The sequence below is a fragment of the Streptomyces sp. NPDC030799 genome, from assembly GCF_055572255.1.
Genome location: NZ_JBVIDS010000021.1, coordinates 101166 through 116221 on the forward strand (window position 1 = coordinate 101166; position 15056 = coordinate 116221).

A 15056-nucleotide genomic window follows, 5' to 3' on the forward strand; every position below is an offset into this window, starting at 1 on the left:
ATCACGAGGATGCTGTTCACTCGTCAAGTTACGGGCGAGTAGCACCGGTGTGAAGTTACGCGTCAGTAAAAACTTCCAGTGATAACCAGAGGGTCGACGGACCCTGACAGACCGTCACCAGGCCGGCTTGATCGGACCATACGGAGCGATCCGCGCCAAGCGCTCCCCCAGCGCGCGCACTTCACCCTCGCCGAGCAGTTCGGCCCATCCCTCCACGACCTCGGCCGCCGCCTCCTCCGCCGCCCGGGTGCAGGCCCAGCCGCGCTCGGTCAGCACGACCAGCCGGGCCCGCGCGTCCTGCGGATGCGGGCGCCGCTCGGCGTACCCCTTGCGCACGATCTCGTCCACCAGCTGACTCGCGGCCTGCTTGGTCACCCCGAGGTGCGCCGCGAGGTCGGTCACGGTGGCTCCGGCCGGGGCGAGCCGCGCAAAGGCGAAGCCGTGCGCCGGCCGCAGATCGGTGAACCCGCGCGCCACCACCCCGTCGTGAATGCGTTGGGTGAGGTCGCCGGCGACGGCGAGCAGGGCGGCGGACAGGGCCATGGCTTGGGAGTTCTGCACGGAGGCATTGAAACACCCTTGACAGTTTGGTCAAGCAGCTTGACCATATAGTCAAGTCACTTGACCACTGGAACGGAGTTCACCGCCATGCCCGTCGTCCGCTCGTCCGAGGCCACCACCCATGAGATCCACGGCGCCCGCTTCGTCTCGTACGCCACCCCGCTCACCGGCAGCAAGGAGCTGTGCGCCTGGCGCGGGGAGATCCCGGCCGGCACCAAGGGGCCCGCCCACACCGTCAGCCGTGAGGAGATCTTCCATCTGCTCGTGGGCGAACTGCTGATCACCCTCGACGGCCGCACCGACCGCATCGGCGCGGGCGACACGGTGATCGTCAACCCGGGCACGACCTTCGCCTTGGAGAATCCGACCGATCACACCGCGCTCTCCTGGGTCACCACCTCCATCGGCCTGGAGGCCGAGATGGCCGACGGCAGCCGCATCACGCCGCCCTGGGCCAACTGACCGACGTGGAGCCGCCGCCGCGCCCCAGCGCCCCCGGCATCACCGCCCGGGGCCCGAACTTGGCCCGCGCGCGGTCCGCGACCTCCTCGATACGGCGGACCTTCTCGTCCACAGGGTCGAAGGTGAGCTGGTGGGAGGCCTGGTCGGCGGGGGCCAGGCCCTCGGCGCGCAGGGCGAGCGCGCGGACCCGGGCGCGCTGCAGGCCGAGTGCCTCGTACATGCCGTAGGCCGTCTTCGCCAGGGCCGCCGAGTGCGCGGTCGGCTCCTTCAGGGTGCGGCTGCGGATGGTCGAGGACCGGTCGGCGTAGCGCACGGTGAGGGTCAGGGTGCGGCAGACCTGCTGCACCGCGCGCAGCCGGGCGCCCAGTTCCTCGGCAGCGGACAGCAGCGCCCTGCGGTGCCGGCCGGGATCCAGCTCGTCGGTGTCGAAGGGCCGTTCGGTGGTCACAGAGCGCGAGGCGGCGTTCGGGACGACCCGGCCCCGGTCGATGCCGCTCGCCTTCTCGCGCAGCTCACGGCCGGCCTTCGCGCCGATCAGCCGCTGGAGCGTGGACAGCGGCGCGGCGGCGACCAGGCCCAGGGTGTCCAGGCCGTACTCGGCCAGGGTGCGGGCGGTCGCCGTGCCGACGCCGGGCAGCGCGGACACCGGTCGCCCGGCGAGGAAGGCGGCGGCGCCGTCCGGGTCCTCGGGCACGGCACACGTCACCCCCGGCCGGGCGCCCTGCAGCGCCACGCGGGCCAGCATCGGGCCCGGACCGGCGCCGATCGCGCAGTCGACGCCGTACCGCGCGAGGGCGCGCACCCGGATCACCGAGGCCAGCTCCACCGCGCTGCGTCCGAAGTACCGCTCGGCCCCGCGCAGATCGGCCAGCGCCCCGTCCGGGGGCAGCGCCTCGACGACCGGGGTGAAGTCCTCCAGCAACCCGAGCAGTCCCGGCAGGGCCGCCTCGTACATCGGCGGCAGCTGGAAACGTACGCAGAGAATGGTCATCCCGCACTCCCCGGACTCTGGTGCCACAACTTCCGTATCGCCGAAGGCCCTTGTGCGGCCTCCTGGCCCGCGGGCCGCAGATCGGCCCACGGATGCATCTCGTATCCGGTCGGCAGGTGGATCCGCCGCCCACCGGCCGGATCACCGCCCGCGGCCTCGGCCACCGGCTCCGCGAGCCGCGCCGCCACCTCGTCCAGACCGCCTTCGGCACGCAGTTCCACCAGCTCGGCGAGGTTCCAGGCGGCGGAACCCACCACGCTCAGGCTGCGCGGGCCACGCCGCTGCACCACGCCGCGCACCAGCAGCAGCCACGAGTGGAAGACGGTGTGCGCGCAGGCGTCGTGCGAGTCGTCGAAGAACGCCAGGTCGACCAGGCCCGTACCGTCGTCCAGCGTGGAGAAGATGACCCGCTTGCCGGAGCGGATCGGCGGGGTCTGGGTGGCCGCCTTGGCGCCCGCGACCAGCACCGTCTCGCCGTGCCGCAGCTCGCGCAGCCGGCGCGCGGAGACCACGCCCAGCTCGTCCAGGAACGTGCGGTAGTCGTCCATCAGATTGCGCGAGGCGTCCATGGACAGCACACCCAGCTCGGCGCTGAGCTTCTCCGCCGACGTCAGGTCCGGCAGTCCGGCCGAGGCGGTCCTGCGTCCGCCCGCCAGGGGAAGCTGTCCGCCGCCACCGCCCCGGGCGCCCCGGTGCAGCTCGGTCAGATGCAGCTGCAGGTCCCGCCGATTGGCGCCGAAGGCATCCAACGCCCCCACCTGGGCGAGCCTGTGGGCCAGCGGACGGCTCGGCCGTGCCCGCTCCCAGAAATCCACCAGCGAGGAGTACGGCTGCCCGTCCGCGATCCGCCCGGCCTCGGCCTCGCTGATGCCGTGCACATCGGAGAGGGCGAGCCGCAGTCCCCACACCCCGGACTCGGACACCAGTTCGATCCGATGAGCGGCGCCGGACACGTTCACGTCCAACGGCAGGATCGGCACCCCGCGCCGCCGCGCATCGGCCAGCAGCAGCCGCTTGGGATACATCCCGGGGTCGTGCGTGAGCAGCCCGGCGTAGAAAGCGGCCGGGTGATGGGCCTTCAGCCAGGCCGACTGGTACGTCGGCACGGCGAACGCGACCGCATGCGCCTTGCAGAACCCGTAGGACCCGAACGCCTCCACGATCTCCCAGGTCCGCCGAATCGTTTCCGCGCTGTACCCCCGAGCCGCCGCGGCCTGCGCGAACCACACCTTGATCCGCCCCTGCGACTCCGGGTCGGACAAGCCGCGCCGCACCCGGTCGGCCTCGCCCCGCCCGCAGCCGGTCATGACGGCGACGATGTCGATGACCTGCTCGTGGAAGACGACGACCCCGTACGTCCCCTTCAGCGGCTCCTCCAGGTCCGGGTGCGGGTAACGCACCGGCGCCCGGCCGTGCCGCGCCTCGATGAACGGCCGCACCATGTCGGCGGCGACGGGCCCGGGCCGGAACAGCGAGATGTCGACGACCAGATCGTGGAACGTACTCGGCTGCAGCCGTCCCACCAGGTCCCGCTGTCCCGGCGACTCGATCTGGAAGCACCCCAGCGTCTCGGTAGACCGGATCAGCCGATACGTCTCCGGATCCCCCTCCGGCAACGCGTCCAGATCGACCCGCTCCCCGGTCACCCGCTCCACCTCGGCGACCGCGTGCGCCATGGCCGACTGCATCCGCACACCCAGCACATCGAGCTTGAGCAGCCCGAGGTCCTCCACGTCCTCCTTGTCGAACTGCGACATCGGCAGCCCCTCACCGCTGGTCGGCACCACCGGCGTACGGGCGAGGAGCGAGGCGTCGGACAGCAGCACCCCGCACGGATGCATGGCGACTCCGCGCGGCAGGGCGTCGAGCGCCTCGACCAGCTCCCACAGCCTGCCGTACCGCGCCCCTGCCCGATCGAGCTCTCCCGCGAGCTGCTTCAGCTCGGGCAGCTCCGCCAGCGCGGCCCGCGCGTCCCGGGCCCGGATGTGCGGAAAGGACTTGGCCATCCGGTCGATCTCGGCCGGGTCCATGGACAAGGCGGCGCCCACATCCCTGATGGCGTGCCGCACCCGGTAGGTCTCCGGCATGGACACGGTCGCGACCCGCTCGGTGCCGAACCGGTCGATGATCGCCCGGTAGACCTCCAGCCGGCGCGCGGACTCCACATCGATGTCGATGTCCGGCAGCACGACACGCTCCTTGGACAGGAAGCGCTCCATCAGCAAGCCGTGCTCGACCGGATCGGCGTGCGCGATACCCAGCAGATGATTGACGAGGGAGCCCGCACCGGAACCGCGAGCGGCCACCCGGATCCCCATCTTCCGCACGTCATCGACCACTTGGGCGACCGTGAGGAAGTAGGAGGCAAAGCCATGATGGGCGATGATGTCCAGCTCGTGGTGCATCCGCTCCCAGTACGCACGCTTCCCGCCGTACCCGAGCCGCACCATTCCCGCCACCGCCCGCGAGGCGAGGGCCCGCTGGGCGGTACGCCGTCCGGCGCCCACCAGATGCGCCTCGGGAAAGTGCACGGTCCCGATACCGAGGTCCCCCTCGGGGTCGACCCGGCACTCCTCGGCCGTGGCCAGGGTCTGCTCCATCAGCCGCAGGGCGGTGTCCCGCCGGTACCCGGCAGCCTCCACCACCCGCTCGGCGACCCCCGCCATCGCCCGCGCGTCCTTCAGCCACGCCTCCCCGGAGTCCAGCTCCCCGCGCGGGTCGACCGGGATCAGCCGGCGGGCGGCATCCAGCACATCGGCGACGGGCCCCGCCCCGGGATCGGCATACCGGACGGCGTTGCCGAGCACCGGCCGCACCCCCTGCTCGGCGGCGAACCCGACGGTACGGGCGGCCAGCCGCAGGGACCCGGGCCCCGTACCCGTCCGCCCGTGCCACACGGCCTCCAGCCGCAGCGCGTCACCGTAGACCTCACGCCACGCCCCGAGAAGCTTCGCGGCCCGGTCGGGACGCCCCGCGGCGAGGGCCCGCCCCACGTCCGACCCCGGGCCGAGCAGCACGGTCAGACCGTCGCCGTGATTGTCCGCCCGGGGCAGCAGGGGAACCCCCTCTCCCGCGTGCGCCGCCGTGACGATCCGGCACAGGTCGGCCCACCCCCGCGCCCCGTCCCGGGCAAGAAAGACCACCCGAGGAGCCGACTCGTCCACGAAGGCCCCGCCCCGCACCGGCGCCTTCCGCCGCGCATGCCGTACGGCCTCGGCCTCGGCCACCGCCAGATCCACTCCGAAGACCGGACGCACCCCCACCCCGGCACAGGCCTTGGCGAAGCGCACCGCACCGGCGACGGTGTTCCGGTCGGTGAGAGCGAGGGCGTCCATCCCCCGCTCCGAGGCGCGCTCGGCCAGCCGCTCCGGATGGGACGCCCCATATCTCAGGGAGAACCCGGAGACGGTGTGCAGATGCGCGAAGCCCGGCACACGCACCTCCCGCACTCGCGAGCCCCGAACAGCTCTCGAACATCAGTTCCCTACTTCCACCCCCACCATACCCCCATTCCCGAACATGTGTACGACATCACTGAGGGTGCCCCTCACCTGCACAAACGCCCACCGCAGCAGATACGCGGCAGCCCCGCCCCCACACCGGGGACGGGGCTCCACGGAACGCAGTGCAGTCGAACGCGTCAGCCGATCTCCGCCCCCGTGGCGGACAGCGCCGCGGTGACCGGCTGGAAGAACGTCTCCCCGCCGGAGGTGCAGTCACCGCTGCCCCCGGAGGTCAGCCCGATGGCGTTGCTCCCCGAGAACAGCGAGCCACCGCTGTCACCGGGTTCGGCGCACACATTGGTCTGGATGAGGCCGCTGACGGTGCCCTCCTGGTAGTTCACCGTGGCGTTCAGCCCGGTGACCGTGCCGTCGTGCACATGGGTCGTCGACCCGCTGCGGGTCACCTTCATCCCGACCGTCGCCTCGGCGGCCCCGGTGATCTTCTGCGTGGACCCGTTGTACAGGTCGACCTCGCTGGGGTGGTCCGTCTGCGAGGTGTACTTCACGAGGCCGAAGTCGGTCCCCGGGAAGCGGGACTCCGCGTTCTGCCCGATCTCCTTGCCACCGGAGTCCGACCAGCTGGAGATCTCCGCGGTGCAGTGTCCGGCGGTCAGGAAGTACGGCTGTCCGTCCTTGACCACGTTGAAGCCCAGCGAGCACCGCCCGCCCGACCCGCTGATCGCGTCGCCACCCGCGATGAAGGGCTTGAACTCCCCCTTCGACCGCTTCAGCTCGGCCTTGCCGCCGAGTCCGCCGACCACCTTGCTCAGCTTGGCCCACTGCGCGCCGGACACCGTCCTGTCGGCGGTGACGACGACCTTGTTGCTGACCGGGTCGATCGCCCACGACGTCCCCGGGATGGTCGCGTCCTTCTTCAGCGTCGTCCGCGCGCCGTCGAGTGCGGCCAGCGAGTTGGCGACGAGTCTCGCCTTGGCCCCGGCCGCCTCGACGGCCTTCGCGGCACCCTGGTCGAGCACATTGACGACGAGGCTCCTGGCCCGGGCGTCGTAGTAGCTGCCGGCGGCGCCGGAGCCGAGGTTCTTCAACAGCGTCGAGGCGAGGTTTCCAGCCGCCGGAGCGGACAGAACCCGCGCCTGCGGAGCGGACTTCGCAGGCTCGCTGGCGTTCGCATTCTGCAAGGTGACACCCGCGGCGACCAGTGCGGCGATGCCCGCCCCGGCCAGGGCGGCCCGTCGCCGGGTTATGCGTCGGTGCTTCAACTCACGTCCTCCTGTGGGGGGACGGCCCGCGAGTTGTGGGGACTCGACGGGCCGGAAGGCTGGTTGACGAGCGTCTACTCTTCCGAACGGCACAGGGAGCACACAAGGTTGACTTCAGGACGCGCACACAGGGGGGTTGCGCACTCCCCATGGGCTTGACCGACCACGGTCACACCCAGAAATTCGCACTGCAAACACTAGGCGCAAGTACACCGGAGCGGAACGTCACGACAGTGCATGGCTTGTTCTCCACTCTTCCGGCTTCACCCTCTTCCCCGCCGGGCAGGCAGAAGTCCCCGCACGCGCGGTGCATGCGGGGACTTCGAGGAAACCGGAGCCGGATGCGCTACGGCAGCGTGACCCCGTAGTAGCTCAACGCCTCGGTCACCGGCTGGAAGAACGTCGTACCGCCGGAGGTGCAGTCACCGCTGCCCCCGGACGTCAGCCCGTACGCCACGGTGCCCGCGTACAGCGGACCACCGCTGTCACCGCCCTCGGCGCACACCGTGGTCTGGATCAGCCCGGAGACGACGTCGCCGCCACCGTAGTTCACGGTGGCGTTCAGCGCGGTGACCCGGCCGCTGTGCGTGCCGGTGGTGGAACCGCGCCGGTAGACGGTGGTCCCCACGGACGGCGTGGCCGCCCTCGTGATGGACTGGCTTCCCACGGAACTCGGATGCGAGACCGCGGAGTTGGTGTACCTGACCAGCGCGAAGTCGTTGCCCGGGAAGCTGTAGCCGACATTGGTGCCGAGCACCGTGCTGTGGCTGGAGTTGCTGTACCAGGTGGAGGCGACCTGCCCGCAGTGACCGGCGGTCAGGAAGTAGTAGGTGCTGCCGCTGTGCACGTTGAAGCCGAGCGAGCAGCGGTAGGAACCACCGTAGATGGCGTCGCCACCACTGATCAGCTTGCTGAACCTGCCGGGTGTGTGCTTGATGGTGAGCGCGCCCGCGTCGGCGCCGGCCTGCCGCTTGATCTTGTCGATGCCGGCCTTGGACACCGTGCTGTCGACGGTGACGACGACGCGGTCGGTCTTGCTGTCCACCGCCCAGGCCGTACCGGGTACGTCGGCCTTGAGGACGGACTCGTCGACCTTGCTGAGCTGGGCGGCGCTGAACGCGTGGCCGTCGTCGCCGGCGTTCGCGGTGGGGGCGGCGAACGCCGCTGCGGCCAGGATGCCGGTGGCCACGGCGATCAGCCGGGTCCGTCTCGCAGTGCCGCTGTGGGGAGTGGTGCGCTTGATCCTCACTTTTCGTTCCCTCCCATGGGGAAGTCGGGGGCCCGCGTGGGGTCGGGGCCCGTGAGTCGCAGCCAGGGATTGTGGCCGGATTCCGAACATGCATGCCCTGACAAGCGCTGAGGGGGAGTATTCGGCCGAACGACCGGTCGCCACAAGAGTGCCTTTCGGCCGTCCGACTTTAAACCACTCTTACGCAGCAGCCTCTTGACGCCGGCTCAGTGCACGTTCGCCCGCCTCGATCGCCACGTCCAGCGTGTTGCCGGGCGGCGGGAACGGGCAGATGAAGTGGTCGGCGAAGGCGCACGGCGGGAGCTGCGCGCGGTTGAAGTCGACAGTCGTACGCCCCTCGGCGTCCGGTGCGGGCGGATGGAGGAAGCGGAACCGGAAGCTGGTGTCGCCGCTGGTGGCGTCGGCGAACACCGCCCACAGCGGCCCGTCGCCCTGCTGTGCGACCCGCAGTGTCAGCTCCCGGCCCGCCAGGGCGAAGGCCAGCTCACCGGCGAGGGCGAGCCCCCGCTCGCGCCCGTCCGCGTTGCCGACCCGCACGGTGCGCGTGCCGTCGTAGGGCGTGAACCGCCCCGGCACCGACCAGCGGGGGTCGTACGCGGTGGCCTCGATGCCCTTGAAGGCGCGCCGGGCCTCGGCCTCGGGGTCGTAGACCCGCACGCCCCAGACGCCCTCACGGACCAGCACGACCAGCCGCTTCTCAGCCAGTGCGACCCGCGATCCGGCCTCCGGCCCGAGATCGGCGGCGAGCCGTATCCCGCCCGCGAAGGGCCGCCCGTCCACGGTCAGTCCATCGGCCTCGGCGGCCGTGAGCACCACGCCGTCATCATCAGCCACCCAGCTCCCGGGAATGTCCGGAAGTAGCCCCTCCGGATAGTCCTCGATCCACTGAGTTGCGGTCAGCGCGAGCGGCCCGTAGGGCGCCGAGACCTTCTCCACACGCTTGTCGTGCCACTGCTGCCACGCCTCGGGCGCGTCCGTCGTCATGCCGTCGGTTCCTTTCAAGTGTGCTCAACCCTCCCATACCGGGCAGGGATCTCCGAGGTGCATCTGCCGTCGTACGGTCATGACGTTCCCCCGGTCATGGCGTACGGGTCGGCGGGCCGGGCCAGGCCCAGGTGCTCGCGCAGGGTGCTGCCCGGGTAGAAGGTGCGGAACAGGCCACGGTGCTGGAGGACCGCCACCGTGCCGTTGACCAGCCGCTCCAGGTCACGGCGCGGCTCGACGGGCACGAGGTGGAAGCCGTCGGTGACACCGTCCGCGTGCCAGCCGGCGACCAGCTCGGCGAGGCCGACCGGGCCACCCCGGTACAGCGGCCCCCGCGCGGTCGGCCGCGGGCCGCCGCCACCGTGTCCGGGCTCGGCCGCGTACTCTCCGTCGCCGAGGTCGACCAGCAGACTCACCAGGGTCCGCAGGGTCTCCGGATCCCGCCCGGACTCGGCGGCCCGGGCGCACAGTTCCTCGCGTACGGCGGCGGCCTGCGCCGGGGTTGCGACGCGGATCAGGGCCACGTCCGCGTACCGGGCGGCGACGGTACGGGCCTGGGCCTCGGTGGCGTCGACCACGCGGACCGGGTGGCCCTGCGGCGGCCGGGGCACGGTCGAGGGGCCCCGGACCGAGAAGGCGCCACCGGTGAAGTCGACGCGGCGCAGTGTCTCCCGGTCCAGGAAACGGCCGGCCGGCACGTCCCGGATCTCGGCGTCGTCCTCACAGCTGTCCCACAACCTGGCGGCCACCGCGGCGACTTCGCCCGCCTCGTCCCACAGCGCCTCGGCCGGCGCCGCCCGACGCCGGCCGAAGAGCCGGGCCTCGTCCTCGCCGGCGGACACGTCGATCCGCCAGCCGGCCCGGCCCCGGCTGACCCAGTCCAGCGTCGCCACGGCGGCCTGCACCCGGAAGGGCTCGGTGTGGGTGGTGGTGAGGGTCGGGACCAGCCCGATCCGCCGGGTCACGGGCGCGGCCCGGGACAGCACGGCGAGCGCGTCGGGCCCGGGCCGGACGAAGGAGTCGTCCAGCGTCACGAAGTCGAGCCCACCGCGCTCGGCAAGCCGGACCAGCTCGACGTACGGTTCGGCACCGAAGCAGCCCGGCACGTCGACGGCGGCGGCGAGACACAGCAGCCTGTTCACGCCGGACGCCTCCGCAGCCCTTGTTTCCGCAGCGCTTGTTTCCGCAGACCTGGTTTCCGCAGACCTGGTTTCCACCGCAACGGCGGGCGACCACGACGGCACAGGCCGGCGGTACGGAACACGGCACACCGCACAGCGACGCCCACCTCACAGCACCTTCGCCAGAAACGACCGGGTCCGCGCGTGCCGCGGCCGGTCCAGCACCTCATCCGGCGGCCCCTGCTCGACGACCCTGCCGTCGGCCATGAACACCACCGTGTCGGCGACCTCACGGGCGAACGCGATCTCGTGCGTGACGACGATCATCGTCGTGCCCCGGTCCGCCAGGTCCCGGATGACATCGAGGACTTCGCCGACCAGTTCGGGATCGAGCGCCGAGGTCGGCTCGTCGAACAGCAGCAGCTTCGGCTCCAGCGCGAGCGCCCGCGCGATGGCCACCCTTTGCTGCTGCCCGCCGGACAGCTGCCGTGGATAGGCGTCGGCCTTGTCGCCCAGCCCCACCCGTTCCAGCAGCCGGCGCGCGCCCGCCTCCGCCTCCTTCCGGGGCCGTTTCAGCGCGGACACCGGCGCCTCGACGACGTTGTCCAAGGCCGTGAGGTGCGGAAAGAGGTTGAAGTTCTGGAAGACGAACCCGATCCGGGTGCGCTGCCGGAGCACCTCGCGCTCGGGCAGCTCGTACAGCTTGTCCCCGGCGCGCCGGTACCCCATCAGCGAGCCGTCGACGCTGATCTCGCCCCGGTCGGCCTTCTCCAGATGGTTGATGGTGCGCAGCAGCGTGGACTTGCCGGAGCCGGAGGGGCCGAGCACGACGGTCACCTCACCGGCGCGCACCTGGAGATCGACGCCCTTGAGGACGTCGAGCGGGCCGAAGCTCTTGTGCACGGACCTGATGTCGACCATGACGCTCATCGCGCGGGTTCCTTTACGTGTGAGGCGCTCAGAAAGGCCAGCGCCGCCCGGGCGGTGGCGTCGTTCTGCCGGAACGCGGCCCCGCCGGTGCGCGGCCGGGTGAAGGCGCCGGGGGTGCGGGCGTCGGTGTAGGGGCCGAGCGCGAACCGCCGGGGATGCGGCCGCCCGGCCCGGTCGAGGATCCGGCCGTCGCCGGGAGCGACCCGGAGCAGCCCCTCGGGGGTCTCGGCGGCGCCGTCGGTGTGCAGTTCGCGCAGCAGGCTGTCGCGGGCCCGTCCGACGGTGGGCTCGGGCAGCCGGGCCTCGACCAGCGCGCGGGCCTCGACCGAGAAGCCCGGCACGGTGGGACTGGCGGCCCGGAACACCCCGTCCTCGGCGGCGACGGTCATGTCGGCGCCGACGAACTTCAGCAGCCCGGCCCGGGACAGCGCGAGCATCTGCCGCAGCCGGGGTCCGGGCGGCCCGGACGCCAGGTAGCTGAAGAAGCCGTGCCACCAGGGGCTGGTGTTCCCGAGCCGCACGAGCTGCCCGTAGACGGAGAGCAGGCCGAGGAAGACACCGAGATCCGCGCTGAAGGAGGGGTCGTGGCGGCGGCTCAGGTCCGCCTCGACATACTGCCGCAAGCCCTCCTGGAAGTCCTCGTGCGACGCATGGCGCACCCCGTCCAGCGGATGGTCGAGCGCGGCGAGGTCGAGCCGGTCGGCCGGATCCGGCACGGCGGCGGCGACCAGCGCCTGTACCTCGGCCCGGTCGCTCGCCGCGGCGTACTTCTCCTCGAAGTCGGCCCAGGCCATCGTCGTACGCTCGGCATGGGCGGTGAACAGCCGGTGGTAGTGGGCGAAGCCCAGTTCCTTCTCCGCCAGCGGCCACACATCGCGCCGGAAGTCGAAGCCCGCCGGGCGGGCGAGCAGGGCGTCCACCTCGGCCGGGCCGAAGAAGCGGGGCAGCGGGGGCCGGTCGCCGGTCCAGTCGTAGCCGATCTTCGAGTGGTACGGCACTCCGCGCCGGGAGCCGACGTAGAGCACCGGTTCCCGGCCCGAGGGAAGGTAGGCGTCGCCCTCGTACCGGCCGCCGCGCCCCTCGGTGAGCAGCACCATCAGGTCGACGAAGGCCAGCCCGAAGCCCCGCACGAGGACGGGTTCGCCGGGCGCCAGCGGGGACAGGTCGCTGTCGGCGGTGAAGTCGGGCGGCAGGTGCACCAGGCCGTGTTCGCGGGCGTAGGCGGCCAGCGCGGCCTGTTCGTCGTCGGGTTCGGCGTCGAGGTGGCCGATGGCGAGGACGACCAGGTCGGCGAGGAGGGGACGCGCGCGGCTCTCCAGCCACACCTGCTGACGGCCCTCGCGCGGGCCGCTGATGCGCAGGGCTCGCCGGGGGTGGTGGTGGACGGTGACGTCCGGCGGCAGGGCGGCCAGGGCCTGCTCGTACACCCAGTGCAGATAGCGGCCCTGGAGCTGCCGGTCGGCGAAGGTGCCGCCGTCCAGCCCGGCCCACTCGTGCAGGGTGGGGCCCTCGCGCACCGGGCCGTCCATGGTCACCGTCTCGTCGGTGAACATGGTGACGTCCTCGGCGTGCGAGTTCATCCACAGCAGCGGTGACTGCGCCTGGCGCCAGATGCGGCCGCCGCCCGGCGGATGCGGGTCGACCAGATGGATGTCGAGGCCCGAAGTGCCGTGCAGCTCGGGGGCGTTGGCGGCGATCCGCTCCAGGAGGCCGGTCCCCCGCGGCCCGGCTCCCACGATCACCAGCTGCGGCCTCATCGGGCGTGCTCCGTGCCGCGCGCGCAGTACTTCTCGATGTAGTGCTGGCCGAGGCCGAGCAGCGAGGTGACGACCGCGTACCAGAGGGTCGCGACCATCAGCAGCGGGATGACCCGATAGGTGCGGTGGTAGATCAACTGGGCTGAGAACAGCAGGTCGTTGACGGCGATGACGCTGACGATCGAGGTGCCCTTGAGGGTGCCGATGAGCATGTTGCCGGCGGGCGGCACGATGGACCGCATGGCCTGCGGCAGCACGATCCGCCACCAGCGGCGCCACCGGCTCAGGCCGAGCGCCTGGGCGGCCTCGATCTGGCCGCGGTCGACGGAGAGGATGCCGGCCCGGACGACCTCGGCGGCGAAGGCGGCCTCGTGCAGGGTGAGTCCGACGATCGCGACGGCGACCGGGGTGAGCAGGTCGACGGTCCTCACGCCGAACACCTGCGGGTACAGCGCCCCGATGTTGAACCACAGCAGCAGCTGCACCAGGATCGGGATCGACCGGAACAGCCACACATAGCCCCAGCCGACCGCCCGCAGCACCGGGTTGGCGGAGAGCCGGAAGGCGGCGAGCAGGGCGCCCAGGGCGAAGCCGAGGACCATCACGACCGCGGTCAGCCACAGCGTGAGCCACAGTCCGCGCAGGACGGAGTCGGTGGTGAAGTAGTCGGCGACGACGTCCCACTGGAACGCCTGGTTGCGCAGGACGGAGTTGACGGCGAGGCCGAGCAGCGCGAGGACGGCGACGGCTGCCGCCCACTGGCCGTACCGACGCCGCGGCACGATCCGCGGGACGTCCGCCGGCTCGGGATGGCCCGCTGCGGTGGGGACTTTGGCAAGGGTGTCGGATGACATGCGAAGGCTCCGTGACGCTTGGAGGAACGTCAGAACACGGGGTGGTGCCTTCACACGGCCGAGCCCCTCAGCAGGGCCGTCCGTCGAGAGTACGGGGGCGTTTCCCATCGCTGTCAAGGCTGTCCGGACTGTGAGCCGTACATCTCAAGTCAGTTGACGCGGAACCGTATGCCTGTTCCACTTGGCCCATGCATCCACAGCAGTGGCTGGTCACGCGCTCCCACATCGACTTCGGTCGCGTGTGGTCCTCTTCCTGTTGAGCTGACCCCCTGCCTGCGCCTGCCCTCCGGGCGGGCGCAGTCGCGTTTCTCTCCTCCTTTTCTTGCCTTCACACGCGCCCCCTCCCCTCGCGCTCTGCACCACTCTGCTCTCAGGAGACCGCCACCGATGCGTAAGCGTGTTTTCATGCCTTTTGTCGGCATAACCTCCGCCGCCCTGCTCCTCACCGCCTGCGGCTCGGGTGGGACGGACACGTCCGCAGTGGCGGCCGAGCCCGGCGAGGTACCCACCACGGACGTCGTCTCCGCCGAGCAGAAGGACGGCGCGGCGGCCGGGCTGCTGCCCGCCGGCACCACCCGCCTCACCGTCGCGATCAGCGTGGGCGGCACTCCGCCCGGCACCACCTACCTGCCCGACGGCAAGACGCTGACCGGCCAGGACGTCGACTTCGCCAAGGCGGTCGCCAAGGTGCTCGGTATCAAACTGAAGGTCGAACAGGCGAGCTTCGAGGCGATCCTGCCCGCGCTGGACAGCGGCAAGTACGACTTCGGCGCCAGCAACTTCGGCGTCACGGACGAGCGCCGCAGGACCATCGACTTCGTCACCTACGTCAACGACGGCCAGGGCTTCGCCACCCGCAAGGACAGCAAACTGACGAAGATCACCGACCTCCGGCAACTGTGCGGCCTGAACGTGGCGACGGGCGCCGGCACCACCTTCGAGGCCACGCTGGAGGAGAACAAGCACGTGTGCGCCGACGCGGGCAAGAAGGCGTACCAGGTGCAGACGTACTCCGAGCCGAGTGCGATCTGGTCGTCCGTGCAGCAGGGCCGCAGCGACATCGTGATGTCCACGATCAACGGCCTGCGTTACGCCGTGGCCCACCAGCCGGGGCTGAAGTTCCTGAACGAGTACCACCGCCTGGACGTGGGCTTCGCCTTCAAGAAGGGCACCAGGCTGGCTCCGGCGCTCCAGGCGGCGGTCAACAGACTGCTGGCCGACGGCACGTACGCCAAGATTCTGAAGAAGTGGGGCACGACGGGTTCGGCCATCAAGAAGTCCCGGATCAGCCCGCCGGAACTGAAGGGCTGAGGGAGCCGCCCGGCCTGATTCTCCGTCAGGAGCGAGAGGAAAACCCTCATGGTCCGTCACGATGAACGCACAGTCTGACGATTCCGCGCACGGCGTTCCCTCGTGATGTGGTA

Annotated in this window: 12 protein-coding genes; 2 read left to right on the top strand and 10 right to left on the bottom strand. The window is 71.2% G+C overall.

The features are described 5' to 3' along the window. Positions 1 to 114 precede the first annotated feature (114 nt). Entirely contained in the window at positions 115 to 561 is a 447-nt protein-coding gene (locus ACZ41I_RS39480) for a MarR family winged helix-turn-helix transcriptional regulator (protein WP_399775647.1), read from the bottom strand. 87 nt (positions 562 to 648) lie between these two features. Between ACZ41I_RS39480 and ACZ41I_RS39485 the strand changes: the two genes are divergently transcribed. Further along, positions 649 to 1023: a cupin domain-containing protein gene (locus ACZ41I_RS39485; RefSeq protein WP_363215037.1), complete on the top strand. Its 375-nt coding sequence runs from the start codon at positions 649 to 651 to the stop codon at positions 1021 to 1023. Here ACZ41I_RS39485 and ACZ41I_RS39490 read toward each other — a convergent pair. The 9 genes from ACZ41I_RS39490 to ACZ41I_RS39530 form a co-directional block, all read right to left on the bottom strand. Next, on the bottom strand, positions 1001 to 2014 hold the full coding sequence (locus ACZ41I_RS39490; RefSeq protein ID WP_468516409.1) for a DNA polymerase Y family protein: 1014 nt from the start codon (positions 2012 to 2014) through the stop codon (positions 1001 to 1003). The two genes, ACZ41I_RS39485 and ACZ41I_RS39490, sit on opposite strands and share 23 nt — an antisense overlap. Then, positions 2011 to 5448 carry a DNA polymerase III subunit alpha gene (locus ACZ41I_RS39495; protein ID WP_468516410.1) on the bottom strand — a complete coding sequence of 1146 codons (3438 nt, stop codon included), beginning with the start codon at positions 5446 to 5448 and terminating at the stop codon, positions 2011 to 2013. Before ACZ41I_RS39495 ends, ACZ41I_RS39490 begins: the two co-directional genes overlap by 4 nt. A 206-nt stretch (positions 5449 to 5654) precedes the next feature. Beyond that, positions 5655 to 6737, bottom strand: a complete 1083-nt coding sequence (locus ACZ41I_RS39500) for a S1 family peptidase (protein ID WP_468516411.1) — start codon at positions 6735 to 6737, stop codon at positions 5655 to 5657. A 346-nt stretch (positions 6738 to 7083) separates the two neighbouring features. Beyond that, entirely contained in the window at positions 7084 to 7986 is a 903-nt protein-coding gene (locus ACZ41I_RS39505; RefSeq protein ID WP_399775639.1) for a S1 family peptidase, read from the bottom strand. Positions 7987 to 8166: 180 nt separating this feature from the next. Then, positions 8167 to 8970, bottom strand: a complete 804-nt coding sequence (locus tag ACZ41I_RS39510) for a DUF1684 domain-containing protein (protein ID WP_363215028.1) — start codon at positions 8968 to 8970, stop codon at positions 8167 to 8169. A 77-nt stretch (positions 8971 to 9047) separates the two neighbouring features. After that, entirely contained in the window at positions 9048 to 10103 is a 1056-nt protein-coding gene (locus ACZ41I_RS39515; RefSeq protein WP_468516432.1) for an LLM class flavin-dependent oxidoreductase, read from the bottom strand. A 156-nt stretch (positions 10104 to 10259) separates the two neighbouring features. Beyond that, entirely contained in the window at positions 10260 to 11021 is a 762-nt protein-coding gene (locus tag ACZ41I_RS39520; RefSeq protein WP_399775635.1) for an amino acid ABC transporter ATP-binding protein, read from the bottom strand. Next, positions 11018 to 12778, bottom strand: a complete 1761-nt coding sequence (locus tag ACZ41I_RS39525; protein ID WP_468516412.1) for an FAD/NAD(P)-binding protein — start codon at positions 12776 to 12778, stop codon at positions 11018 to 11020. The genes ACZ41I_RS39520 and ACZ41I_RS39525 overlap by 4 nt, the downstream gene beginning before the upstream one ends. After that, complete coding sequence (locus ACZ41I_RS39530; protein WP_468516413.1) at positions 12775 to 13632, bottom strand: amino acid ABC transporter permease; 858 nt, start codon at positions 13630 to 13632, stop codon at positions 12775 to 12777. Before ACZ41I_RS39530 ends, ACZ41I_RS39525 begins: the two co-directional genes overlap by 4 nt. Positions 13633 to 14019: 387 nt before the next feature. Between ACZ41I_RS39530 and ACZ41I_RS39535 the strand changes: the two genes are divergently transcribed. Continuing rightward, positions 14020 to 14943 carry an ABC transporter substrate-binding protein gene (locus ACZ41I_RS39535; RefSeq protein WP_468516414.1) on the top strand — a complete coding sequence of 308 codons (924 nt, stop codon included), beginning with the start codon at positions 14020 to 14022 and terminating at the stop codon, positions 14941 to 14943. The last annotated feature ends 113 nt before the right edge of the window (positions 14944 to 15056 follow it).

Excerpts from the sequence above, each read along its gene's own strand:
- ACZ41I_RS39530 (WP_468516413.1), bottom strand. The coding sequence starts at position 13,632 with ATGTCATCCGACACCCTTGCCAAAGTCCCCACCGCAGCGGGCCATCCC.
- ACZ41I_RS39520 (WP_399775635.1), bottom strand. The coding sequence starts at position 11,021 with ATGAGCGTCATGGTCGACATCAGGTCCGTGCACAAGAGCTTCGGCCCG.
- ACZ41I_RS39490 (WP_468516409.1), bottom strand. The coding sequence starts at position 2,014 with ATGACCATTCTCTGCGTACGTTTCCAGCTGCCGCCGATGTACGAGGCG.
- ACZ41I_RS39510 (WP_363215028.1), bottom strand. The coding sequence starts at position 8,970 with ATGACGACGGACGCGCCCGAGGCGTGGCAGCAGTGGCACGACAAGCGT.
- ACZ41I_RS39535 (WP_468516414.1), top strand. The coding sequence starts at position 14,020 with ATGCGTAAGCGTGTTTTCATGCCTTTTGTCGGCATAACCTCCGCCGCC.
- ACZ41I_RS39485 (WP_363215037.1), top strand. The coding sequence starts at position 649 with ATGCCCGTCGTCCGCTCGTCCGAGGCCACCACCCATGAGATCCACGGC.
- ACZ41I_RS39525 (WP_468516412.1), bottom strand. The coding sequence starts at position 12,778 with ATGAGGCCGCAGCTGGTGATCGTGGGAGCCGGGCCGCGGGGGACCGGC.